This window comes from Cohnella soli (assembly GCF_042655525.1).
Taxonomy (GTDB): domain Bacteria; phylum Bacillota; class Bacilli; order Paenibacillales; family Paenibacillaceae; genus Cohnella; species Cohnella soli.
The window spans coordinates 1-23,561 of record NZ_JBHSMI010000028.1 but is presented as its reverse complement, the minus strand read 5'-3'; the positions used below and the strand labels follow the sequence as shown (position 1 = coordinate 23,561).

The following is a 23,561-nucleotide window of genomic DNA, read 5'->3' as shown; positions in this document are numbered from 1 at the left end:
TTATCTTCCTCCTTGCCGTGTACAAAAGCGACCTCCCTTAAAGGGAGGCCGTTTCCTATCGTTGTTATTTGCTTTTGCTTTTTAGAAGCTCATCGCGTTTCTGGTCTATTTTCTTCATGAATTCTTCCGCCGTCATTTTTCCGCTGGAAACAAGCGATTGCAACGACATCATCTCGCTCGTAAGCTCCGCAGGATACACGTTATCCGGCCAGAAAATCGTGCTCGGCTCGTTCGCCATATCTTGCATCGTTTTCACTAACGGATCGGATACGTATTCGTTCACGTCGACGTCGTTCACGACGGTAATCCGCGCTTCGCCCGACTTGATTTTGTTGATTTGTTCTTCCTTGCTCATGAGGAACTTAACGAAATCGGCCGCTTCTTTGGCATGCCCGGTGTAATTCGTCACGACGAACGCAGCGCCGACGCCGCCGGGACCGCCATCATGGATTTTGACATCCTCGCTGAAGTCCGGAATTTTCATGAAGCCCATGTTATCGCCCATCTCTTTGCTGAAGTTCAAGATGTCCGAATTGGCGCCTACGGTCATGCCCAGTTGCCCTTGGATAAACAATTGACGAACGGAATCGTCCGCGATGACCAAATCTTTGGCGAATAGCTCGTGCCAGCCTTTCATGACGTTAACAAGTTTAGGATCGGAGAAGTTTGACGTGCCTTGAACCAAGCTGTCGAGCCCCGGGATGTCCACCGTCTGAGCAATCCAGTAGTCCGGCACGTGGAGGAAGCTGTCCTTGAATAATCCGAGCGGGGTTACGCTTTTCGATTTGATTTTTTCCAGCATGGCTACGAATTCTTGGAAGTTTTTCGGACGTTGGGCGACGGGATCAACTCCCGCATCGGCGAAGATCTTCTTGTTATACGCCAGCAGGAACGTGCCGTCCGTCCCGAACGGGACGCCGTACGCTTTGCCTTCATTCGTGAAGTCTTCCGTCGTCGCGCTCCACCCGACGATTCTGTTTCTCTCTTCGCTCGTGAAGTACGGATCCATCGGCTCCAAGAACTGCTTGAAGCGGAGCATATACGAACCGGACCAGAGTACGGTCAGGTCGGGACCGTTCTTGGCGATGCTCGCCGTCTGGAATTTGGCGAACAGCTCGTCTCCGGAAGGGACGTCCTGCACGTCGATCGTGATGTTCGGATGCAGCTTCTCGTACCGCGCCACCGCTTGGGAGATGTAGAAGTCTTCTTTTTTCTTGGATTTGTTATTCTCGTCAATGGTGGCAAACCCTGAATTCCAAAACACGAGGTTCACTTTTTTCTCCCCGTTGCCGGCGGAAGAAGCGCTTTCATTATTGCCACTGCCACACGCGTTAAGCATGAGCGCCATGGCCATGATCGATGCGGCGGTTAAGACAGACCCTTTTCTAAGTTTCATGGAAAGCTTCCCTCTTTCGTTTGTTGATGTCTTGTAGCTAGTGTAGAAGCTTTCCTTACGCAGATGAATGTCCTAAGCCAACCATTTGATTTATCACTTTATATCCGGCGTCGCACAGGCTTATCATTTTTTAACTTAGTGTTGACATCTTTTAATCCGTTTCCGTGTCCGAATCCGATTCCGCGTAATGCGACGGAGCGATGCCCTTGATTTTCTTGAACATTCGGGTAAACGAACTGAGATTCAAATAACCCAGCTTATCGGAAATTTCGGTTAAAGTCATTCCGCTGCGTATCATCGTTTCAGCTTGCTCCACCTTGGCCGTCACTACGGCGGTGCTGAAGGAAATCCCCTTCTCTTCTTTATAAATCCGGCTAAGATATACCGGACTTATTTTCAAGTGCGCAGCTATGCCGTTCAGACTGATTTCTTCGAAGCGATGCTCCTGAATGAATAACTCGGTAGCATCAACGAACTTCTTTCTCTCATGCCCGTTCTTCTCCTTGGATAGAGGGTCCTGCAAGACATGGATGGCATTATGCAGCAAATCCACGGCTTGCGTTAACGAAGCGCAGTCCAGCAGTTCTGTTCTTTGGAGTTGTGCGTCCAACTGACGTCTTCCCGTCATTTCGTATATTTGCTTCAGTTGGAACAATACGTCCTCCAGTACATTGTGAACCAGATTTGGCTTCGGATAAGGCGGGCCGATGACCCGCTTCAGGTCGGCAAGATGCTCCTCCGCCTGCTCGAATTGAAAGCCGGACAGCTTGTTCATCATCGCCTTTTTCCAAATAAACACGGCATCGGAAAGCGTGGATTCGGGCGGCTCCCCTTGGAACAGATGATCGTTCTCGCGATAATATTTAAGGCTGAGCAGCTCGCCCGCTTGTCGGTCATAGTCGATCCACTCCCGCCACTCCGTAAACCGATCGCTTACCGCGATGGATAGAGAATGGCCGAGATACTGCGCGACGGAGACGATCAACAGCCCCGGATCGATCTCCATGCCGTTCCCGCTACGCAGCAGAACATGCCAACAGTTGTCTTTGATGTTCTCCACGAACCCGATAAGCTTGCCCCGGTAAAGCTCCGCTGCCATATGATCGATCGAATGGCCGATTTTCGCGACTTCCTGGGAAGTTAGAATCGAATCGTTCCGGGAATTATTTAATGCTACGACCCACGCCTGATAGTGCCCCTCTTCAAGAAAATGCTTGAATTCGCCCAGCTTCTCGGCAAAATCTTCCGTCTCGACGCCGTTATACAAGCCGTGCAGCCAATCTCTCAATAGTCCTGCTTTGCGAATAAATCGCGACCCCGCCTCCGAAGCCGGTTGCTCCGACTGCGTATGCTCCGACAGCTTGGCTTTCATTTTGTCCGTTAACTGCTTCAAAATACGTTGAAGCTCTTCAATCTCCATCGTCGATTTGACGATGAAATCATGAACGCCCAGACGCAGCGATTGGCGCACCGTTTCGAAATCCTGATTGCAGGTAAGAATAATAAACTCTCCCCGAGGGTTGAGCGGTTTCACTTTCTCTATGAAGTCCAGCCCGTTCATCTTCGGAAGCAGAATATCCACAAGCGCGATGTCAGGCAAATAAGTCTCGTACAGTTCTACGGCCTCGGCTCCATCCCTGGCTTCGCAGACGACTTCAAGTCCCATTTCAGACCAAGGTATTAACGATTTGATTCCCATTCTAACGAGCATATCGTCTTCGATAATCATCACTTTCATTCGGAAACGCCCCCATTATGATCGATATAAGGAAAAGTCAGCGCGACGGTCGTCCCCTTACCTCGTTCACTTCGAATGTCGATACCATAACGCGTACCGAACTCCAATTGCAAACGGCGATGCACGTTTTTTAATCCGATACCCGATATTTTCTCCTCGTTCTCCGACTCGTTCGGATCGAATAGCAGCATGCCGGCAAGGGCAGCTTCCTCAATACCGACTCCGTTATCCGAGACTTCCACCCGTACCTGCTCCTCTTCCAACACACACGACAGCGTTAATCTCGGCGTAATCCCCTCCAGATCGGCAAACCCGTGCAAGATGGCATTCTCGACGATAGGCTGCAGCGTTAATTTCAAAATTCTTGCGCTCAGAACCCCCTGCGGCACATCCCATACCGTTTCGATTTTCATAAAAATACGTTTCTCCTGAAAAGCGATATAACTTCTTACATAATCCATTTCTTCGCCGATCGTGCTCCAGATCGTGAGCGATTTGCTTAACGTATAGTTGAGCATGCTGCTCAGATTGACAAGCGTCTGGGCGATCGTCTTCTCGCCCTTCATTTCCGCCATCCAGCGGATCGAATTGATCGAATTATGCAGAAAATGGGGTTTAATCTGCGAGAGCAACAGATTTAATTCCAGGTTCGATTTTTCCCGTTCATCCGTTTGGATTCTCTCGATCTGTCCGTTAATGCGGCTCACCATCTGTTGAATGCCCGAGAACAATATTTCGATCTCTTCCAGCCCCTTGTACTGGAACTGCCAATTGATATTTGGACCTTGTCCGGAATCGTTAAAACGAATTTTGCGGACCGTCTTGGATAAATTCAAGATGGGTACCATCGCTTTTCTCGTGAAAATATACAGAATGAGCGAGATTAGAACAATCGAGGCAACCGTTACGGTTAGCGTATGATTCCATAACTGTTTAGTCGGGCTTGCCAGCAATTCCTCGGGCGTTAACGCAATTAAATACCAACTTAAAAAAGGGATATTCTGAATGGAGCAGAAGTAGCTTTGCCCGTCCCATTTGATGTGGAAGCTTTCGTACTCTCCTCCGTCTTTCTTTGCCTTGGAAATCGCGCTTTTCGATAACTCCTGCAGATGAGAGTCATTGTCCTCGCTCGAAATGAGCAATACGCCGTCTCCTTGGCTAATGAAAGCGAGCGTAGAGCTATTCAGTTGAATTTTGCGCAGCAGCCGTTGAAATAAGCTGTCGTTCACCTCTACGTTCAGGAGACCGAGAGCCTGGTTCCCTTGCACGATATTTTTCGTAAAATACAAGGCGTTATGTCCGCTGGAGAGATCGTGGAAATTAGCGCCCACATTGCGATACATGATGTTATTGTCATAAGGAATTCTATCCTTTGGCCAATTAAACCCGCTTACGACTTGCTTAAACCTTTCGATTTCCGTATCGTGCAAGACGCTATTGCTGAATACTTCCCCTTGCTCGGTAAGAATTTGTACGTATAAGGGCACTCTTAACCGGTAGGCCGCGGTGAAGGATTTCAGGCGCTCTCTGATCGCGTGGTCGCTGGCAGGGACGTCGGCATTCCGGTTCAGCAGCCTCTGCAATTCCTGGTCCTGCGACAGAGTGCGAATATAATCCTCGATATGATTCACGTAGAAATCCAAGCTTATGGAGAGCGACTCCATATTGCTGGAAACCGATTTATCGTACAGCGTTTCCACTTGTTTAACTGCTCCCTTGCCCAACATATAACCTTGGGATAGAACCGGGATTATAATAATACACATGAGAAGCAGAATGAGCGTGATCAAGTTCATTCTGCGTTTAATCCGAATCATCCATAACCCCCCTTTCGGGTATTATCTTTCTATCGACCCCATGATTATACCATTGCCGATCGCCAGATCGCGAAGACCCCCAAGCCACTGGGCTTGGGGGTTATGAGACGCATAAGACTTGGCCATGCAGACTCCGATTGGCTTCAGCACTATGTTTTTCCTTTGGCGGATACGAGAGCGTTCAATTGCTCAAGCAAGTTGCCGCCGTTGGACAGGGAGATCGTGCCGACTTTGTCGCAGATTCTCTCCATGAACTCGAGCTCCTTGAGCCGGAAGAGCGTCTCGTTCTCGTCGAGCAGCTTCGCCGTGTTCAGCAAGCTGCGCGTGGATGCTGTTTCTTCCCGCCGCATGATCAGGTTCGCTTGCGCTTGTTTCTCCGCGATCAGGACGGTGTTCAGGATTTCCTTCACGTCACCGGGAAGGATGATGTCCTTGACGCCGGCCTCCCGGAAAGCGACGCCAAGCTCCGCGCCGCGCTTATTCATCTTTTCCAGCACGTACGCGCCAACCTCCTGCTTCGTTCGAAGCAATTCGTCCAGCTTCAAAGCGCCGACGTATTCCCGCAGCACGAGCTGCAGCAGCACATAGAGCTGGTCTTCGAGCGCTTTGAACTCGAGCGCCTTCAGCGGGTCCACGATCCGGTATTGGCAGACGAAGTTCAAGCGCAGCGTCGCTTTGTCCTCCGTCATGATTTCCTGGCCCGTCAGATCGAGCTGAAGCTGCCTCATGTCGATCGTCTTGACGACCGTGCTCACCGGACCTTTCCAGAAGTAATACTTGCCGGGCGCGAGCGTCTTCCGGTACTGTCCTCCGATGAACAGGACGCCCGTCTCATACGTCGCGACATCGAACGATTGCACGTAAGCGGCATTCAACCGGGCGAGCACGGAGACGTCGATCGAAACGTCGATTTCGGGCTCTCGGGTATCAATCTTAACGAACGCGTTATTTTTCCAACCTTTCCAGAACGCATATTGGCCCGTAGGAAGGAGTCGGACGATTTTGCCGTCCTCGAAGTGCAGCGCATATTCGTAATCTTGCACGTCCACGACCGTCAGCTCGCTTGCAAGCTCCGCGTCTTGTAGGAACAACTGGAGGTCCCGGTCGGGTACGGCAAAAGGTTTGTTCACGTTTAGCGTAACGATTTTGTATTCGGCCAGAGGCCAAAACCGGTACGTGCCGGGTTTCAAGTAACGAACGTAGTTGCCGTCTTTGAACAGGAGTCCCCGTTCGTCGGCTCGGATGATTGCTTTCATTGCGATGGATTCCTCTTTTCGATCATGAAATAATGGGTTGCCTTTCCCGAAAATCCTCCCCCGCGCTTCGGCGGAAGTCTCGCTTGAGACGGAATAGGGAACGTCGGCACTCGTCGTCCTTGGACGATGGCCTCCGATCCTCTTACGATCATTGGCTTGTCGTCTTTGAAGAGCGGCGCGAACGAACCTGCCCCCGTCTGTATCCGCGGACCGCAAAGCTTGGCGCGAGGCGCGACATCCCCGAAGGTGTTCGCCGAGGATTTCGGTTCAGGCGTTGGTCTTGCTGGGTGATTGGTCTCGATTAACAGTCGAGTGCCTACCATGGCTCACATCTGAATGTGAGGAGGATTCGAACCTCCAATTGGTGGGTCTGCGCCGCCCGTGCCTGCAGCATACCGTAGACGAAACGCCTCGGCACTGCGGGACCATTCGGAAATCCCGGCGATCGCAGGACGGCGCCGAACACGCAGACCCGATGGTTTTATATAGGGTAAAAGATTAACGACGCAAGGTTCCGGCCGCTGCCGCCGATAACGACCCGCCGCCTCGATACGGCGTCTTCGTGAACCGATTCGCCACGGCGGAAGCGCCGATCGCCTCCGGCTTCACTCTCGCCGTCAGCCCCATCGCTTCGACCCGGCCGACCATGTCGGCGACGTAAGCAGACGTCTTGTTGCGCTTCGCGTCCGTGCCCGCGTCGATGTCGACGAAGACTTGGAGTTCCGCGCCTTGATAGACGTAAGGAAGCAGGATATCCTCCAGCATGCCGCGCCGGTCGCCGTCGACGAGCGCCGCGAGCTCTTGGCTGAGCGTCGTCTCGAGCGACAGCTTCTCCTGCAGCGAGCGAATCTCGCGAGGGACGATCGTTTGGCGGTAACAAAACCATGCGCCGCGCCCCGGACGATAGATGACGACGGACGTCACGAACTTCGTATGTCCGGCGTGCACCTGCGCATCCGTGCCGATGATGAGCTGATACGCGGCGCGCGGCTCCTCCCGCATGAAGCGGCTGATCCGCTCGAACACGTCGTCGATATTCAAATTTTTTTCCGACAGGTTGCGGAAGAGCGTTTCATGGACGGGGGATTGCCTGCGCCTTTTCATCGTTTTCACCATTTTTCTTTGTTGAATTGGATTTGGGGGCTCCGACGGGACTCGAACCCGCACTGACCAGGTTGAAAGCCTGGTGACTTAAGCCGTTTTGTCAACGGAGCCGTAGTTTGGTGGGAGCAGAAGGACTTGAACCTCCAAGGTGCGACGCACATTCGGTTTACAGCCGAAGACGCTTCCGATTACGCTCTATGCTCCCGCGTATGGCGGTCCCTACGGGTTTCGAACCCGCTGCCTTCGGTCTGACAAACCGACGCTCTCCCGATTGAGCTAAGGAACCTTATGGCAGCCCGAGCAGGAGTCGAACCTGCGATCGATGATTCAAAGTCATCTGCCTTGCCGCTTGGCTATCGGGCTATATTGGGGAGGCCAACCGGGATCGAACCGGTACTTGCGGATCCACAGTCCGCCGCGTTCGCCATTTCGCCATGGCCTCCATACTGGCGGTCGGAGAAGGATTCGAACCTTCATCGCGCGGTTCTTCAAACCGCCGCTCTACCATTGGAGCTACCCGACCGTATAGAACAAAAAAGCTACCTAACCCGGCGCCGCGGCTGCCGATTGGCAGCGAACGGATCGTCCGGTTCAGGTAGCTCGATACGCGAATCGTTCAGGCATCGTTTCGCCCGCTCGACGAGGAAACGTTCCCGCCTTATGGCGGCGACTCGCTCCTTCCGTTCGTATATCGGCTACCTAAATGGATATGAGGCAATAGGAAATCATGGAGCCCGCCGTTAAAATTCCGGTTCGTCTCCCGATCGCACGATGGATAATGCTTCTGTTCTCCGTTTCTCATGCCCGTTTCCCGCCTCTCCCTTGGTGAATAAAAAAAGACCACTTTCGCCGTCGACCTTTTCAGGAGTATTCCGCCCTTAGAAAAAGTCCATTCGGCTACAAGTCGTCTTCGCTTCCCGCATATGTACAGATGCAGTCGTCGTTCGATCAGGATAACAATGACTCGCCTTCCCGATCATTCGACCGCTCTCTTTCGCGTTCGCAAAGACATCGTATATGAAACTGAGGATTCGTAAAATGGCTCTCTTGCTCGCGGCAATCTAGCTTGCTATACGTCTCGATCGTCTGGAACAATGGGTTCATTTTCCTCACCTCGTCTTGTCGTTTTCGTTTCATGTCGCTCATCATAGCATCGTCTCTTTTTCGCTGTCAACCATATTTTATTATTTATGGGAATTTATCCTTGCAATCCGTATGGGACAGCCCTGCAAAACAGCCTGTAACGATGATTTTCATCGCAACAGCATCAAACCACTACATTCGGCGCCTTCGTGCGATGAAAAACATCGTAACAGCGTCCAATTTTGCAAATTGAGCCGAACTTCAGCCGCCATACGATCAAAATCATCACACCAGCGCCAATATTTTTCTAAATCGCCATTCGTGCGATAAAAAACATCGTAACAGCGGTCGCGGCTCCTCGTCCGGCCAATGGTCGTGGCTTCCCGCCCAGCAATGCCCGCATTACTAGAAAATCCGCCAACACAAACAAAAAAAGGACCGCCCGCAGGCAGCCCTTCCGCTCTCGAACAATCGTTAAGCCGGTAAATCGTTAACGGCCTAAACGTCCCGTAGAGAAAGGGGTACCGACGCGTCGAAGCTGCCGCGCATGCGGAAAGAAATGGCGATCCGTCTCGGGATTCCACTGCAGATGCTTCTCGATCATGCCATATAAGCTCGCCTTCTTCATATTCGACCGTCTCCTTTCCCTCGAAAAGTAATGTGCCAATCATACGCGACGCCAAAGAAGGCTGTCAACGATTTTTTTCCAATACCTGTACGTGCGCTAATGGGTCTGGCCAAAGTCTTGCTGAGCGAACGGGTCGCCGCCCGCCCCCGTTACGGCGTCCAAGCTCGTCGTCAACGATGCGAGCAAATCTTCCAAATGCGCCGTCCCGCGTCGCACCCCCTGTTGATCCGCCCCCATTGCCGGCTTAGGAGCGAGCTTCGCGATTTTGCTGTCGATCAGTTCCCTTAGCGCCGAATCGTAATGGTTGACGTATCGCGTGCCTTCGAACGGCGACGTCATCGCCGCGACGAGCCGATCAAACACGAGCAGATGCGCCTCCGGCACCGCCGTTCTCTCCGCGGCCGCCGGGGACTTCGCGTACACGGGCGCCATCGGCCGCACTTCGTCTTCGTAAAGCATCGTCGATAAAACCAATCCCTCGCCTTGCGCCCATAACGCGGCCAAATTCCGAACGGAGCGAAGCGTCACGTAGCCGATGCCGATTTTGCGCGATTGCCGCAAGCTTGCCTGAAGCAGCCGAAACGCTTCCTCCCCGACCTCGTCGGTACCGACGTAATAATGCTTTTTCAGCCGTAGACGCTCCACTTCCGCCTCACTCGCGAACTGCTCCACGATCATCGTCTTCGACGCGGGGGGAGCAAGGCTCGTCAACTCGTCCTCGGTAATCTCCACGACGTTGCCGCCGCCCAGATCGTAGACCTTCCGCATATCCTCCGGCTCTATTTTCGCGTCACACGTCTGACAGTATTTCAAGTGGGATACCGAGCCTCCGCACGGAGCATGCATTTGCTTAAGCGACAGCTCCTTGTCCTCCGTCGCCGCGTACAGCTTGACCGGGATTTGGATTTTGGCGATTTGAACGGTTCCCTTCCACATCGCGTGCATCTATCATTTCTCCCCTGCTAGAATCATATATTCCCTGTATTGCCCTGGCGGGGGAGAACGATACGCGGCTATCCTCAACTTAACAGAAAAAAATGATCATGCAAACGCCGTTTAAGAGGGTAAATCGACCTTTACCGTTTTGATTTCGAACGGCGAAAAGTGCAACGGATACCGCCCGCCTTCGCCTTTAAGTTCCCCAATCGGATTCTCCATCAGATCGGTCAGGCAGGCGCCACTGTGCGGCAAGTTCACCTGCAGGAACGTGTCCGCGTCGGAGCCTGCCGTCTCGTAAAGGCGCACAATTAACGAATTGCCGTCCTCTGCTTTCTTGACCGCCTCGATCATCGTCCGCGACGAGCCGAGCTCGAAGGCGGAAGTCGGCAGGGATGCCGCTCCGCTTCGTTCCGGCGCGTTGTCCGATAATCGGACCGGGACGTTTAGTTCATAACCTTCTTTATAAACCTCAGCTTGAATGAAATCTCCCTCATGCGGCAAAATTGCGTAGACGAATCGATGAATCGCGCGGTCGCATGCCTCGTCCGGGAAGCTCGGGCTGCGCAGAAGATTGACGTCCATGACGTTGCCCTTCGCACTGAAGCCGTATTTGCAATCGTTCAGCAGGGAGACACCGAAATCCGGCTGCGACAAATCGATCCAGTGGTGCGCGCAAATCTCGTCCTTCGCGTAATCCCACATCGTGTTCTGGTGGGTCTGGCGCTTCAAGTGGCCGAATTGAATTTCGCAGTTGACTTGGTCCGTATAGACGTTAACCGGGAACGAAGCCCTCAGCATACGGCCGTCCTCGTTCCAATCGCATTCGGTATCGAAGTCGACCCGCTTGCTTCCGGACGTCAGGATGATCTTCTGCGTCAGCGTCGATCGGCCATAACGATAGCGCTGCACGACGACTGCTTTCGGGCCGTCGACCGACGCTTCCGTGTCGACAAGCTCGAACTTGTCCGGCGCAGCCCCCGCGTAATCTTCGGGAAAATCCCAAGCGTCCCCGTTGTCGACGTAGACGTACAACGCGTTGCCCGCTTGGCCGGAGGCAATCGCCTCTCTGCCGAGCGCCTTGTCGAAGATCGAGCTTACGCTGCCGTCGTCATTCAATGAGACTCGAATCAGGTCATTCTCTATCTTTTGCGCCGAAGCCATAAGTCCCGCCGAAGGTTCTGCTACGACAGCCGCGCCGTCCAACGCTCGATAACCCATCGCCGGAATTGTAACTCTCGTCCAGCCGCCGTCCACTTCAAGCCATTCGCTTCGCTCCCACGGCACCGAGTTAAACGCGATTACGGAAGGACTCATGCCTCCATCACAGCTCACGGAAGATGACGCAACGCGGTAGGCGTCTCGGATCATCTCCTCCACTCGGATACTTAACGCTTCATACCGCGCCAACGATTCGTCGAACACCCTTTTGATAGACGAGCCCGGCAAAATATCGTGGAATTGGTACAAAAGCACTTCTTTCCAGATCGTCTCCAGCTCTTCCGACGGATAAGCGCCACCCGCCGCTAGCGCGAGAGACGCCGCGAATTCCAGCTCCCGAAGAGACTTCTCTAGCTTGCGATTGTAACGTTTGTTGCGCGCTTGGCTTGTGAGTGTGCCTTGGTGTTTCTCCAAGTACAGTTCGCCTTTCCAAGTCTTGTACCGGTCGCTGTTCGCTTCCAGCTTCTCGAAGAAATGCAAGGCATGCTCCTGCTCTGCCGGGATTATACCGGACAAGTTGCGCTGGCGGGCAAGACGCTCCAAATGCTCTTCGCCTGGACCGCCTCCGCCGTCGCCGATGCCGAACAGAACAAGGCAATGCTCGGATACGTTCTTGTCCAAGTATTCTCTCTCCGCTTTCACGAACGAACGAGGCAGCGCCGGCCCGTTGTACGTATCTTCCGGAGGCAAATGCGTCAGCACGCGGCTGCCGTCGATGCCTTCCCAATGAAACGTGTGGTGGGGGTGGTCGTTATGCGTGTTCCAACTGAGCTTCTGCGTCATCACATAGTCGACGCCGGACAACTTCAGCAATTGAGGCAATGCCGCCGAATAGCCGAAAATATCCGGAACCCACAGCATGCGCATACCCAAACCGAATTCTTCCTGGAAAAAACGTTTGCCGTACAAAATCTGGCGCGCCAACGCCTCGCCGCCCGCGACGTTCGAATCTGGCTCGACCCACATCGCGCCTTGCGCCTCCCAGCGCCCTTCCGCGATCCGTTCTTTCACCTGTGCATACAGCTTCGGATGCTGTTCCTTGATCCAGGCGTACAACTGCGGCTGGCTCGCCCCGAACACGTAGTCCGGATAACGTTCCATGAGTCGCAGCACCGTCGCGAACGTGCGAGCCCCTTTCCGGTATGTCTCCCGAATCGGCCACAGCCATGCCAAGTCAATGTGCGCGTGCCCGATCGCGCTTGCTCTTAGTGTCGGATCGCCGCCCTTCTTCTCCAACAATGGAGAGAGAATGCCGCGCGCCCGGGCTACGTTCTCTTCACTCCAATTGCGGAGAAGCAGATGCACGTCGTACAAGCCTTGCATAATCCGCTCGCGTCTCGCCGACTTGTCGTCGAGCGCGACCGCCAGATCCAGCAGCACCTCGTAATCGTAATACAGCCCTCTCGTCTCTTCCCGGCAGATTGCGATATCCGCTTCCTTCAGCGTACCGCTCCGATAGTAGCCGAACAGGTCGTTATTGCCCGCGTCCGCCCACAGATCAATGATTTCTTCGCCGGACGCGGGATCGGCAACGTGGACAACCCGCTTACCCGGCAACCCGAGCGACAAGTCGAATTCCGAGTTCACGTTCGTAAGGCCTTGGGTCGGGGTCCCTTCTTCGTCGAAGAGGCACAGCTCTCCATTCACGTCCAGTAGCAGCACGACTTTGTTACCCGCAGCCGTTGCCGGAACGACGCCATGGAAATGGAACCAGGCACAGTCCCACCGTTCTCCCCATCTCTCACCGGCCTTCAATTCCATCCGTTCCCCGGCTTCGCGCTCCGCGAATGTGACCGGCTCCTTCGTCGCGTAGGCGACGACCGACAGCGGGGCGATCTTCTCGTAAATCCTCCGCTCTATATTACCAAGCGTATCTTTTAATCTCCCTGCATTCCACGGCGTATGCGGCATAGCATATGCACCTTCCTTTAAGCGATATGGATAAGTCGATGTTATACGCCACACTTTGCAATTGCATACAACATTATATCATTAATATATCATATATATCGTTTAATTCAATTTTTCTACAACATCTCGCCGGTCGTCTGTTTGACGATCAATGCCGGCTCCTGGACGATTTTGCGCATTTTCGCCGGATGGCGGCTGCCCCTCACTGCTTCGAGCACCAACTCGGCCGCTTGCTCCCCCATCTCGTCCTCGGACTGGTCGATATGCGTGAACATGACCGATGCGTCCATCCTCGAGCCCGGATTGTCGAATGTCACGATGGACAGATCCTCCGGCACGCGAAGTCCCGCACTCCTTGCAATAGACCAAATATGAACGCCGAGGTCTCCGTTCAAAGCAATATAAGCGGTCGCCATCCTGTTCTTAATGAACCGGTATAGCGGATGCTCCGGATTCACCTCCGAAGGCTTGGCGTTGAAATCCGTCAGGAACAGCGCCGGATTGATCATCGCATTCTTTTCCCTCAGAGCGTTAATGTATCCGTTGATGCGGTCGTCTACCGATACGGTTGGCTTCGGAGAATCCGAGCAAATCGCAATGTTGCGGTGACCAAGCTCCCATAAGTGGTCAACGGCCAGCTTGGCAGCCTTCGCGTTGTCGGAGATCACTGCATTCGTCTCCACTCCCGGCAAGTAACGGTCGATCAGCACGAAAGGATATTCGGACATCTTCAGCGCGATGATTTCTTCGTTATAGATTTCCGCATCGACCGGAAAGATGATCAGCCCTGCAACGTTGTCCTTCAGATCGCGAATAATTTCCTTCTCCCGCTCTTTCGAATTGAAGGAAAACATCATCAGCAACGAATAGCCGCTTCTTTCAAGCACATTCGATATGCCTCGGATGAGACGAATGGCGAAGAAGTCATCCACGAAAGGAAAGACGAGACCGATCTTCGGTCGGCTCGATCCTTCGGCGGTTTCCGAATATGGCGCAACTTGGGCGGCGGCCGGCACGGCCTGCGGGACATAAGACTCGGGAATGCCTTTCACATAAGTGCCTCTTCCCGGTATCCTGTAAATCCACCCTTCGCGCGCCAACTCGTTCAGCGCATTGGCAACCGTAATCCGGCTGACGTTGAATTGCTCCAGCACTTCTTTCTCCGTCGGAATTTTATCGTCTTCCCGCAGGTTCCCGGAGCCGATCAGTTTCTTGTAGTGGTTCTGTATTTGAACGTACAGCGGTTCTCTTTCCACACTCATTACCTTAAACCTCCAACGCTGTGAAATGTCACGTGCGAATATTACATATCAAATATAGCATATACCTATTGCGCCACCAACTATTAAACCGTTCACCTTTTGGATGAAAGAATAGCACGCAACGTATATAATAGCCCTTGTCAGGAATAGAGAGGAGCACGTGAAATGGAACCCGAAGAAATAAGCCGCCGGGCGGGACGGAACCGTACCGTGACGTTGTCCGAGGAAGAACGGGCATTCTACGGACGCAACTTGCTCACGTTAAACGGACCGACGGATGTCGCGGGCATCGCGAATAAAACCATACATCAGAATCTGTTCGAGGCGCTGGACGAATTGCCGGATGCATTCGTCGACCTGCTCTTCATCGATCCCCCTTATAATTTGACGAAAAATTTCAACGGTAAAACGTTCTTGCGAATGGATAGCGAAGACTATGCGGAATGGATGGACTCGTGGTTCTCCCGTCTCGTTCGCCTTCTGAAGCCGAATGCGTCCGTCTACATCTGCGGAGATTGGCGCTCAAGCCATACGATCTACGAGATTGCGTCCAAGTATCTGCTCATCCAAAATCGGATAACCTGGGAACGGGAAAAAGGACGCGGCGCTCTGACGAACTGGAAAAACGCCTCCGAGGACATCTGGTTCTGCACAAAATCGGCCGATTATAAATTCCACGTCGACAGAGTCAAGCTCAAGCGGAAAGTCATCGCGCCTTATCGGAAGGAAGACGGCGAGCCGAAAGATTGGGTCGGGGATGAAACCGACGGCGGCAAATATCGACTGACCTACCCGTCCAACGTATGGACCGACTTGACCGTCCCGTTCTGGTCGATGCCGGAAAATACCGACCATCCGACCCAGAAGCCGGAGAAGCTGCTCGCCAAAATCATTCTCGCAAGCTCCGACGAAGGCGACATCGTCTTAGATCCGTTTATGGGATCCGGCACGACTTCCGTCGTCGCGAAGAAGCTAAACCGCCGTTACGTCGGCATCGAAGCGGATGAGACCTATTGCTGCCTAGCCGAGAAACGGCTCGCGCTTGCAGACGAAGACGCCTCGATTCAAGGTTTCTCGGAAGGCGTATTCTGGGAGCGCAACTCATTGCGCGAGAAGCAAAAGAAAGAGCGAACGTAGGCGCCCTGGCCTTGTTCGCTCTTTCTTTTGCCGAATCGAGAATGCCGCTGCTTATCGCTCAACTTCACGGTAATCTTCAACGATGACCTCTAAGGCGCCCGTTTCCGGGTCCATTACGAAACCATGGACCGGGATCGCTGCCGGGAACAGCGGATGCCTTCTAATCATTCGCACGCTGTGCATGACGTTTTCTTCGGGGCGCTTGAAGCCTCTCAAAAATTTGTCCATACGAATGCCGGAATCTTCAAGCGTTTTGATGACAAGCGGGTCGATACCTTGCTCGACAAATTTGCCGACCATCTTCTCCGAATCAAATTCCGTCATGCCGCAGCCGTGATGGCCGATCACGGCAACCTCGCGAGCCCCGAGCTCATACACGGCGACGAGAATACTGCGCATCGCGCTCCCGAACGGTTGGGTCAGAATGCCGCCTGCGTTCTTAATAAACTTCGCGTCTCCGTTCTTCATTCCGAGCGCCTTGGGCAGCAGCTCGACGAGCCGCGTATCCATACAGGTCACAATTACGAGTTCCTTGTCCGGGAACTTATCCGTGAGAAACTCTTCGTATCGTTTATCCTCGACGAATTTCTTATTGAACGCCACCAAACTTGGAACGATGGACATCTCTGCTCCTCCTCGCACTTATCGCTCTATCTATCTGTCCGTAGAATATCTGCAGGAACTTAATCGATAGTCTACCATCATGCGATAGCGTCGGTAAAGGACAAGCCTTTTCAGATTTTTCTGATAATTCCGAATTTTGTGTAGACAAGCTTCTTCGCCTCTGCTAAGATAGCTTTACAGGAAAGGAGGTGCGTCAACATTCAGAGTCAGATGTTGAACGTATCCCTTACCCGATCCGGTACGTAATCCGTTTACTGCTGGAGGCGCGGGATACATTAAGGTTCGACTAAGCGCCGCTCGGGTAGAGAAAAGACCATCTTCGGATGGTCTTTTTTCGTGCCGTTCACTGATGCAGCAAGCGCCAGTAAGCTTGGGCGTGTTTTCGCAGTTGCGCTATGCTACAATACGAGAATTAGAAAGCGCGCAACCAGGAGGTTCACTAACTAAGATGCTGATTATCGGAATTGCAGGAGGCACGGGCTCGGGCAAAACGACAGTCGCCCGTTCCGTCATTGAGCGGCTTGGTACGGACAAAGTGACGTTTGTTTCGCAGGATAACTACTACAGAGACCACGCAGGTCTGTCAAAGGAAGAGAAACGCGCGATCAATTACGATCATCCGCTTGTTTTTGACAATGAGCTGTTGATCCGGCATCTGAATATGCTCAAGAGCGGACAAGTCGCTCACGCGCCGGTGTACGACTTCACGACGGATTCCCGATCGGTCACCGAGACGCTCGAGCTGCTGCCGCACCGGATCGCCATCGTCGAAGGTCTGCATGTTCTCTCGGACGAGAATTTACGAGCAATGCTCGACATTAAAGTGTTCGTGGACACCGATCCGGACGTCCGAATCCTTCGCCGCGTGCTCCGGGATATCGAGGAACGCGGGCGTACGATCCAATCCGTCTACGACCAATACATGAAGACGGTCAAGCCGATGCACGACGCATTCATCGAGCCGTCCAAAAAATACGCCGACCTCATCATCCCCGAAGGCGGGCAGAATGAGATCGGCATCCAACTGCTGTCGATATTGACCGAGAAATATTTGATTGGGGTGCGAGTGTAAAAGCCGTTGCAATCCGTGTCTTCATTTACTGCTCCCTTGCCCATGCTCTTAACGATGGAAGCAGGCGCTTCGCGTCCTCGTAGCCTTGCCGGTACAGCACTTCCAGCTTCACCGGATCACGCTCCATCCGTCCGACGGCCAGCGGGGTAATCGGGCGAATGACGAAACATTTCCCATCCCGCTCCTGTTCGCGAACGTAGTCCACCAGGCCGTTGTAGATGTTGTGGCGCGACAGCAAAATTTTCACGAACACAGGAAACCGGCGATAAGCGCGCTTCACAATCCAGGTAAACTTGTTTCGGGATTTGCGATAGTCCGCATTGCGTGTCAGTATGACGACATTGCGAGCGTACCCGTCCTTCTCCGCTTGGCGAAGCGGAATCGGATCCGATATACCGCCGTCGAGCAGACGTCTGCCGCCATATTCCACAATCGGAGCTATGAAGGGCAGCGAACTGGACGCCCGCATGACTTTCATCATGTCGATTCCCGGTTCGCTTTTCCGATAGTATACCGTCTCCCCGGTCTCGATGTCCGTCGTTCCGACGGCCAGTTCTTCGCCCGCTTCCCTGAATGTCTTGTAGTCCAGCGGAACGAGCGAATTGGGGATTTCATCGAAAATAAAATCCATTCCGAACAACTGCCGCTTCGTCCAAAAATTCCGCCAAGACAAGTAACGCGGATCGGCCACCCATTCCGTGTTAATGAGTTTGTTGCGCCCGTGCTGCCGAGACAAGTAACTCGCCGCCATGCATGCCCCTGCGGATACGCCGACCGTATATGGAAAATAAACGTCCTGCTCCATGAAATATTCCAGTACACCCGCAGTGTAAACCCCGCGCATGCCCCCGCCTTCCAATACGAGTCCGATTCCGTCCATCCGAATCCCCTTACTATGCCACTGCATCCGTGAATACAAACAATACAAACATTGTACCTATCCGCGCTTCGACGAGTCAATCAATTGACCTTTCAATCGACCAATCGATGCGCTTCGTACCGATTCGCTTCGCTCACATCGCGGATTGCAGCCAGTTCCTCTGCCGTCAGCGCAGGAACGTCGGCCGCTTTCAAGTTGAGCAGCAATTGCTCGCGTGAACTCGCGCCAGGAACGACCGCGGCAACCGCCGGATCGCTCAGCGAGTAACGAATTGCCAGCTCCGTCAAGCTTCTTTCTTCGCTCGTCAGTTCCGTTAACCGCGCGCGCAACGAGCGGAGCTCATCTATGCCGTAGCCCAAGTGAGGCTTCGTCGGCTCGCGATTCGCGGCTAACGCGCCGCCCGCCAACGGACCCCTCGCGATCACGCTGATGCCGCGCTCGCGAAGAAGCGGCAGTACCTGTTCCTCCGCCCGTCGATCCGCAATGCAGTACGGATTCATAACGCTCACGATTGACGACCTCAAGGCATACTCTCGAATCACAGTCGGACGAATCGAAGAGATGCCGTACGCCCGAATCCACCCTTCCCGCTTCAACTCCTCGAATGCTTCGATCGTCTCGCCTATCGGATCGTCCATCGTGCCTCCGTGAAGTTGGAATAGGTCGATATAATCCGTCTGTATGCGGCGCAAACTTTCTTTGGCCGCCGACTTGATGTAGGCTTTGGAAGCGTCCCACGTCCATCCGTCTTGCCCGGGAACTCGCCGGTTGCCCGCTTTCGTGGCAAGAACGACGCGATCGCGCCTGCCCTTGAGCGCCTTGCCGACGATGCGCTCGTTCATCCCGTCGTCGTACAGATCGGCCGTGTCGAGTAAAGTAACGCCACGATCAATCGCTTCGTGAATGAGCGCGACCGCGTTCCCCTCTTCCGTCCCGAGCGACATGCAGCCAAGCCCGATTTCGCCGACGATAAGCTCCGAGGAGCCTAATTGATTTTGCTTCATGATTGGTTAATCTCCCCTTCATCTACATAGCTCTATTTTATGGAATGAAGGAGAAGATGTACAATAGAGTCGAAAGGCGGTAGATCAAATGAATTCACGCATAAACAACCTTCAAGCATGGATGAGCGAACAACAGCTCGACGCGATGCTCATCACGTCGCCGAAACATGTCTACTACTTAACCGGGTTCGCGACCGATCCCCATGAACGTTTCCTCGGCTTGCTCATTCCACGCGGGGAAGAACCGCTTATGCTTGTACCGGCGCTCGATTACGAGGCAGCGCACGCAGCTTCCTCTGTGCAAAGCATCCATACGCACGACGATACCGACAACCCTTATGAAATATTGCGCAAGCTGATTCCGGGCAACGTCAAGAGTTTAGGTGTGGAAAAAGAACATCTGAGCGTGAGCAAGTATGAGACGTTAATCGGAGTAATCGGTGCGGGCAGCTACGTCGATATCGGCTTGCCTTTGCGCGAGATGCGGGCGATCAAGTCGCCGGAAGAAGCGGAACGCATGCGCCGTGCCGTTCGCCTTGTCGAAGATGCGCTTCGCGCGGGCATCGCTAAAGTTAAACCCGGCGTCACGGAAATCGAGATTGTAGCAGAGCTCGAATATCAAATGAAGAAGCTCGGAGCGCAAGGCCCTTCGTTCGATACGATGGTGCTCGCCGGTGCCAAATCGGCGCTGCCGCACGGCCATCCGGACGGCACGATCATCCGCGAAGGAGAGTTGCTGCTGTTCGATCTCGGCGTGTACTCAGACGGTTACGCCTCCGACATCACGCGGACTTTCGCGGTTGGAGACATCTCCGACGATGCGAAGCGAATCTATGACACGGTGCTGAACGGCAATCTTCGCGCGATCGAAGCGATTCGCCCCGGCGTCACGTTCGGCAGCCTCGACCGAGCCGCGCGCGAGACGATCGCTTCCGCCGGATATGGGCCGCAATTCAACCACCGGCTCGGCCACGGCCTTGGCATGGATATTCACGAATACCCGTCCATCCACGGAAATAATGAAGATTTGCTGCGCGAAGGCATGATTTTCACCGTCGAACCGGGAGTCTACGTGCCGGGCGTCGGCGGCGTGCGCATTGAAGACGATGTGCTCGTCATTGCTAGTGGCGTCGAAGTGCTGACGACATTCCCGAAGACGCTGACGGTTATTGGGTAACAATCGGCAAGATTGTTCAACAGGCTGTTTCGAAAGTCATTCTTGGATGACTTTCGGAGCAGCCTGTTCGGCGTTCGGAACTAGTCAATGAGAAGCAATTTTAGAAAATCACTATAGGTTTCTTGCCATTGTTGGTATGATATATACACATAATTCCATTATTTTTCCCTCTCTTTATTTGGACGAAAGGCGGCGATTTTCTTGAAATCAGCTTCGTTGTCGTTTCTTAAGCGCTGTTCCCTGGGGTCGCTTCTGCTTGCGACGTCATTGACGCTACTCGCCAGTCCGGCATACGCTCTCTCGGCTATCAACGTGACTGGGCCGATCATTAAAATCGACAGGGACCTGAACATCAAGCTCCCGGCCGACTTGCTGCTAAATCGCGAAGCTCCGTTAAGATGGAAAGCACTTCTGGGAGATTCACTCAGTCCGCCCGTTGTCGGCAAAGACGGGACTGTATACGTCTCGGTTCATTTCAATACCGGAGATCGGGATTACTTAGCCGCGCTCGAGCCTCACGGCACAGTGAAATGGAGCTGGAAAGCGCCAGCGGGGACCAGCTTGGCGGCCAGTCAGCCTTCTGTCGAAGACGACGGAACCGTAATCTTGTCCGCCGGCAAGAAAGTGTTCGCCATCGGACCTGACGGATTGACGAAATGGACGCTCGACAAAGAAGTGTTCTCCACGCCTACTCACGGATCGGACGGCACCATCTATATCAACGACAACATCAGCGTCTACGCCGTCTCTCCGCGGGACGGCAGCATCAAATGGAAATACGGAGACCACGGTGCGTCCAGTCCGGTAACTGCGGCCAACGGAATTTTGTATGTGGCGGAATACGATTCGGCTATCGGTTACACCGTAGTCGCCCTAGACTCGAACGGCAACAAAAAGTGGACTTACGCGGTCGGCAACAAGGATATTGTTCGCCTGAAGCGAAGCGCTGACGGCACGATTCTCGCGCGCACACCGGCCAAAATCGTGGCGATCAAGCCCAGTGGCGTACTGAGATGGGAGCTTCCGTATACAGCACCTTCGGATTCATGGGTAGTTGGTAATGGCGTCTATATGAACTTCTGGGAGTCCGGAGCGACACCTCATTCCCGCTTAATGTCTTTCTCCCCCGAGGGCAAGAAACAGTGGGAATGGTCCGTCGACAAGACCGACCCTAGCGTCAACGGCGCCCTCGCCGGAGATACAAAATTCGAATTGGGCATGAACGCCGACGAGACGCTCTACGTCGCGACTTACGGCTATATCTACGCCGTCTCCTCGGAAGGCAAGAAACTCTGGAAGTACGCCGATGCGGATCCCAAAGCGTATTTCGCTCCCGTTGCGGGTCCGGATGGGACAGTGTACGCGATCGCCAGTCCGTTGAATTCGGCGACAGCACAACGCAATGTCTTGTATGCGATCGGCACGTTCGCCGCGACCGGAGTGACTTTGAACACTTCTGCAACGACGCTGGAAGCCGGTCAAATGGCGACGTTGACAGCTACGGTCGCTCCCCAACAAGCCGTTAATAAACGAACGATGTGGCGAAGCAGCGATCCGGCGGTCGTCTCCGTCGATGGCAGCGGCCGAATCGTCGGCGTATCTGCGGGCAGCGCGGTCGTGACCGTGACGACCGAAGAAGGCGAATATAGCGCCTCCGTTACCGTGACCGTAACGCCCGGTTCCGCCGTACCCAGTGTCTTCAAAGACGTGACCGGCCATTGGGCAGCCGCTGACATCGCTAAAGCATTTGACGCCAAAATCACAAGCGGTTATCCCGACGGGACTTTCCGCCCCGAAGCCAACATCACCCGCTCCGAATTCACCGTCATGCTCATGAACGGATTGAAGCAGCCCGGCGAAGACCCTGCGGATCTCGCTTTCAAGGACAAGAGCAAGATCGAGACTTGGTCCGCCCATGCCGTCGCCGCCGCCGTGAAGTTGGGGATCATTAGCGGTTATGCGGACGGCACGTTCAAACCGCAGGGGAAAATCACCCATGCGGAGATGATCACGATGGTCGTCAAAGCCTCCAAGAAGCCTACCGATTCCACGGCCATCTCCAGCTACGCCGACGACAAAGCAATTCCCGGTTGGGCCAGAGGCGCGGCAGCCCTTGCCGGTCAATATTCGCTGCTCGGCGGGATGAAAGATAATCGCTTCGCTCCGGCTGCCCAATCCACCCGGGCCGAGGCCGTAGCCGCGATTGTGAGAATGCTTGCGATCAAATAATAAAAAAAAAGAGAGCCGTCCTCCAGTCAATGCATGACCTGGATGGACGACTCTCTTCTTCATAAGCTGCCTAAGTTACGGCCAGCGCGCCAACGCGAATACACACTTACTTGTGAGCACTTTCCATACTTCTGCCGCTGTTCCGATAAACGGAGTCGGCTGCCACTTCCCTCTATGATTCGCCACAAACAACAGAAACTGATTGCCTGGGAATAAAGTAAAAATCGCTCTCGGAGATTGTTTGCCACTTTCCTCGGAGTAGATGACGAGAGTGCGTTCCTGCATGCGAACCTTCAGATGATCAAGATCGAACATACGGAGACTACGTTCTAAGAACGTACAAGCCAAATACAGAGCAAAATTCAACGAGAAAAGCGACCCCCTTCATTTGCTTGCGACTATTCTTTGTATTCGATGATAGGTTTGATAATTTGAGCGATGAGCTTGATCTTCTCCGCAGAGCAGCCCTGCAGCATCTCCACGATCTCATTGCGCATGTAGTCTGCAGATGATGTGTCCGCCCCGGTCAATATGTAGTCCGACGTTTGTTCAAGCAGCATCGTAATCTTGGAAAGCGTATCCAAGTTAAGGGCCGTCTTTCCCCTCTCGATCTTGCTAACGTATGCATTGGACACTTCCAGATGTTCCGCCAGCGCCTCTTGCGTCAGACCTTTGCCTTCTCTGGCTTTCTTGATCCTCATGCCGATCATGCCATTATCGAAACCCATGCCTATCACCCAACAAAATCATAGCAACGATAACATGCACGATCATTCAACTTCAACCTATGTGTTAAACGCCAAGGAGAATTGTTGCGTTTTTCAACCGATTTTTACCGGCGGGTGGAATTCGGCGCCCTGTAGCCGGGTTTTTCCCGGCTATTCGTGCTGCGCGTGGCCTTCGGCGCTCTGTAGCCGGGTTTTTCCCGGCTATTCGTGCTGCGCGTGGCCTTTGGCGCTTTGTAGCCGGGTTTTTCCAGGCTATTCCGGTGCGACCCCCTAATTCCGGAGTCTTCCGTATAAAATCGATTCATGACGTAGTTATGATCTTTATTTCGCGTTCTTTCTCGGCCAGAAGAATTTTGAC

At 53.5% G+C, this 23,561-nt stretch carries 19 protein-coding genes and 6 tRNA genes; 4 read left to right on the top strand and 21 right to left on the bottom strand.

Going from position 1 to position 23,561, the window contains the following annotated elements:
* Window positions 1-64: 64 nt before the first annotated feature.
* The 15 genes from ACFPOF_RS16585 to ACFPOF_RS16515 form a co-directional block, all read right to left on the bottom strand.
* Window positions 65-1,396 carry an ABC transporter substrate-binding protein gene (locus ACFPOF_RS16585; protein WP_378134591.1) on the bottom strand — a complete coding sequence of 444 codons (1,332 nt, stop codon included), beginning with the start codon at window positions 1,394-1,396 and terminating at the stop codon, window positions 65-67.
* Window positions 1,397-1,547: 151 nt separating this feature from the next.
* Window positions 1,548-3,134 (bottom strand): response regulator transcription factor, encoded by a 1,587-nt coding sequence (locus ACFPOF_RS16580; protein ID WP_378134589.1) that lies wholly within the window; start codon window positions 3,132-3,134, stop codon window positions 1,548-1,550.
* Window positions 3,131-4,951 carry a sensor histidine kinase gene (locus tag ACFPOF_RS16575; protein ID WP_378134587.1) on the bottom strand — a complete coding sequence of 607 codons (1,821 nt, stop codon included), beginning with the start codon at window positions 4,949-4,951 and terminating at the stop codon, window positions 3,131-3,133. The genes ACFPOF_RS16580 and ACFPOF_RS16575 overlap by 4 nt, the downstream gene beginning before the upstream one ends.
* A gap of 149 nt (window positions 4,952-5,100) precedes the next feature.
* Window positions 5,101-6,213 carry a slipin family protein gene (locus tag ACFPOF_RS16570; protein ID WP_378136001.1) on the bottom strand — a complete coding sequence of 371 codons (1,113 nt, stop codon included), beginning with the start codon at window positions 6,211-6,213 and terminating at the stop codon, window positions 5,101-5,103.
* Between the two features lie 492 nt (window positions 6,214-6,705).
* Window positions 6,706-7,311, bottom strand: coding sequence for a ribonuclease H-like YkuK family protein (locus tag ACFPOF_RS16565; RefSeq protein WP_378134585.1), 606 nt, complete (start codon window positions 7,309-7,311; stop codon window positions 6,706-6,708).
* Window positions 7,312-7,344: 33 nt separating this feature from the next.
* Window positions 7,345-7,422 (bottom strand) — tRNA-Glu (locus ACFPOF_RS16560).
* Between the two features lie 6 nt (window positions 7,423-7,428).
* Window positions 7,429-7,516 (bottom strand) — tRNA-Tyr (locus tag ACFPOF_RS16555).
* A 5-nt stretch (window positions 7,517-7,521) separates the two neighbouring features.
* Window positions 7,522-7,597: transfer RNA gene (locus ACFPOF_RS16550), tRNA-Asp, on the bottom strand.
* A gap of 3 nt (window positions 7,598-7,600) precedes the next feature.
* A tRNA-Gln gene (locus tag ACFPOF_RS16545) sits at window positions 7,601-7,674 on the bottom strand.
* 4 nt (window positions 7,675-7,678) lie between these two features.
* A tRNA-His gene (locus ACFPOF_RS16540) sits at window positions 7,679-7,753 on the bottom strand.
* Between the two features lie 5 nt (window positions 7,754-7,758).
* Window positions 7,759-7,834, bottom strand: a tRNA-Phe gene (locus ACFPOF_RS16535).
* A 1,050-nt stretch (window positions 7,835-8,884) separates the two neighbouring features.
* Complete coding sequence (locus ACFPOF_RS16530; protein WP_378134583.1) at window positions 8,885-9,022, bottom strand: hypothetical protein; 138 nt, start codon at window positions 9,020-9,022, stop codon at window positions 8,885-8,887.
* 96 nt (window positions 9,023-9,118) lie between these two features.
* Window positions 9,119-9,967 (bottom strand): non-homologous end joining protein Ku, encoded by an 849-nt coding sequence (gene ku / locus ACFPOF_RS16525; RefSeq protein ID WP_378134581.1) that lies wholly within the window; start codon window positions 9,965-9,967, stop codon window positions 9,119-9,121.
* A 111-nt stretch (window positions 9,968-10,078) separates the two neighbouring features.
* On the bottom strand, window positions 10,079-13,090 hold the full coding sequence (locus ACFPOF_RS16520; protein ID WP_378134579.1) for an alpha-mannosidase: 3,012 nt from the start codon (window positions 13,088-13,090) through the stop codon (window positions 10,079-10,081).
* Window positions 13,091-13,206: 116 nt separating this feature from the next.
* Window positions 13,207-14,352: a GntR family transcriptional regulator gene (locus ACFPOF_RS16515; protein ID WP_378134577.1), complete on the bottom strand. Its 1,146-nt coding sequence runs from the start codon at window positions 14,350-14,352 to the stop codon at window positions 13,207-13,209.
* Window positions 14,353-14,517: 165 nt separating this feature from the next.
* Here ACFPOF_RS16515 and ACFPOF_RS16510 point away from each other — a divergent pair, with 165 nt between their 5' ends.
* Window positions 14,518-15,489: a DNA-methyltransferase gene (locus tag ACFPOF_RS16510; RefSeq protein WP_378134575.1), complete on the top strand. Its 972-nt coding sequence runs from the start codon at window positions 14,518-14,520 to the stop codon at window positions 15,487-15,489.
* Window positions 15,490-15,540: 51 nt separating this feature from the next.
* On the opposite strand, the gene ACFPOF_RS16505 is transcribed toward ACFPOF_RS16510, so the two are convergent.
* Entirely contained in the window at window positions 15,541-16,113 is a 573-nt protein-coding gene (locus ACFPOF_RS16505) for a beta-class carbonic anhydrase (protein WP_378134573.1), read from the bottom strand.
* A 448-nt stretch (window positions 16,114-16,561) separates the two neighbouring features.
* On the opposite strand from ACFPOF_RS16505, the gene udk reads away from it, so the two are divergent.
* The gene (gene udk / locus ACFPOF_RS16500) at window positions 16,562-17,185 is read left to right on the top strand and encodes a uridine kinase (protein WP_378134571.1); all 624 of its coding nucleotides are present in this window, start codon (window positions 16,562-16,564) and stop codon (window positions 17,183-17,185) included.
* 25 nt (window positions 17,186-17,210) lie between these two features.
* On the opposite strand, the gene ACFPOF_RS16495 is transcribed toward udk, so the two are convergent.
* Window positions 17,211-18,065, bottom strand: coding sequence for a patatin-like phospholipase family protein (locus tag ACFPOF_RS16495; protein ID WP_378134569.1), 855 nt, complete (start codon window positions 18,063-18,065; stop codon window positions 17,211-17,213).
* 92 nt (window positions 18,066-18,157) lie between these two features.
* A complete protein-coding gene (locus ACFPOF_RS16490) occupies window positions 18,158-19,069 on the bottom strand; it encodes an aldo/keto reductase (protein ID WP_378134567.1) in 912 nt (303 codons plus the stop codon).
* 88 nt (window positions 19,070-19,157) lie between these two features.
* Here ACFPOF_RS16490 and ACFPOF_RS16485 point away from each other — a divergent pair, with 88 nt between their 5' ends.
* Both ACFPOF_RS16485 and ACFPOF_RS16480 read left to right on the top strand, forming a co-directional pair.
* Window positions 19,158-20,246: a M24 family metallopeptidase gene (locus ACFPOF_RS16485; RefSeq protein ID WP_378134565.1), complete on the top strand. Its 1,089-nt coding sequence runs from the start codon at window positions 19,158-19,160 to the stop codon at window positions 20,244-20,246.
* Between the two features lie 201 nt (window positions 20,247-20,447).
* Complete coding sequence (locus tag ACFPOF_RS16480) at window positions 20,448-22,475, top strand: S-layer homology domain-containing protein (protein WP_378134563.1); 2,028 nt, start codon at window positions 20,448-20,450, stop codon at window positions 22,473-22,475.
* Window positions 22,476-22,550: 75 nt separating this feature from the next.
* On the opposite strand, the gene ACFPOF_RS16475 is transcribed toward ACFPOF_RS16480, so the two are convergent.
* The 3 genes from ACFPOF_RS16475 to ACFPOF_RS16465 form a co-directional block, all read right to left on the bottom strand.
* Window positions 22,551-22,841 carry a hypothetical protein gene (locus ACFPOF_RS16475; protein ID WP_378134562.1) on the bottom strand — a complete coding sequence of 97 codons (291 nt, stop codon included), beginning with the start codon at window positions 22,839-22,841 and terminating at the stop codon, window positions 22,551-22,553.
* 32 nt (window positions 22,842-22,873) lie between these two features.
* Entirely contained in the window at window positions 22,874-23,203 is a 330-nt protein-coding gene (locus ACFPOF_RS16470) for a helix-turn-helix domain-containing protein (protein ID WP_378134560.1), read from the bottom strand.
* Between the two features lie 104 nt (window positions 23,204-23,307).
* The coding region (locus tag ACFPOF_RS16465; protein ID WP_378134558.1) for a hypothetical protein at window positions 23,308-23,561 on the bottom strand (254 nt) is incomplete at its 5' end.

Excerpts from the sequence above, each read along its gene's own strand:
- ACFPOF_RS16505 (WP_378134573.1), bottom strand. The coding sequence starts at position 16,113 with ATGTCCATCGTTCCAAGTTTGGTGGCGTTCAATAAGAAATTCGTCGAG.
- ACFPOF_RS16530 (WP_378134583.1), bottom strand. The coding sequence starts at position 9,022 with ATGAAGAAGGCGAGCTTATATGGCATGATCGAGAAGCATCTGCAGTGG.
- ACFPOF_RS16495 (WP_378134569.1), bottom strand. The coding sequence starts at position 18,065 with ATGGACGGAATCGGACTCGTATTGGAAGGCGGGGGCATGCGCGGGGTT.
- ACFPOF_RS16580 (WP_378134589.1), bottom strand. The coding sequence starts at position 3,134 with ATGAAAGTGATGATTATCGAAGACGATATGCTCGTTAGAATGGGAATC.
- ku (WP_378134581.1), bottom strand. The coding sequence starts at position 9,967 with ATGCACGCGATGTGGAAGGGAACCGTTCAAATCGCCAAAATCCAAATC.
- ACFPOF_RS16490 (WP_378134567.1), bottom strand. The coding sequence starts at position 19,069 with ATGAAGCAAAATCAATTAGGCTCCTCGGAGCTTATCGTCGGCGAAATC.
- ACFPOF_RS16470 (WP_378134560.1), bottom strand. The coding sequence starts at position 23,203 with ATGGGTTTCGATAATGGCATGATCGGCATGAGGATCAAGAAAGCCAGA.
- ACFPOF_RS16510 (WP_378134575.1), top strand. The coding sequence starts at position 14,518 with ATGGAACCCGAAGAAATAAGCCGCCGGGCGGGACGGAACCGTACCGTG.
- udk (WP_378134571.1), top strand. The coding sequence starts at position 16,562 with ATGCTGATTATCGGAATTGCAGGAGGCACGGGCTCGGGCAAAACGACA.
- ACFPOF_RS16585 (WP_378134591.1), bottom strand. The coding sequence starts at position 1,396 with ATGAAACTTAGAAAAGGGTCTGTCTTAACCGCCGCATCGATCATGGCC.
- ACFPOF_RS16520 (WP_378134579.1), bottom strand. The coding sequence starts at position 13,090 with ATGCCGCATACGCCGTGGAATGCAGGGAGATTAAAAGATACGCTTGGT.
- ACFPOF_RS16565 (WP_378134585.1), bottom strand. The coding sequence starts at position 7,311 with ATGAAAAGGCGCAGGCAATCCCCCGTCCATGAAACGCTCTTCCGCAAC.
- ACFPOF_RS16485 (WP_378134565.1), top strand. The coding sequence starts at position 19,158 with ATGAATTCACGCATAAACAACCTTCAAGCATGGATGAGCGAACAACAG.
- ACFPOF_RS16515 (WP_378134577.1), bottom strand. The coding sequence starts at position 14,352 with ATGAGTGTGGAAAGAGAACCGCTGTACGTTCAAATACAGAACCACTAC.
- ACFPOF_RS16575 (WP_378134587.1), bottom strand. The coding sequence starts at position 4,951 with ATGATTCGGATTAAACGCAGAATGAACTTGATCACGCTCATTCTGCTT.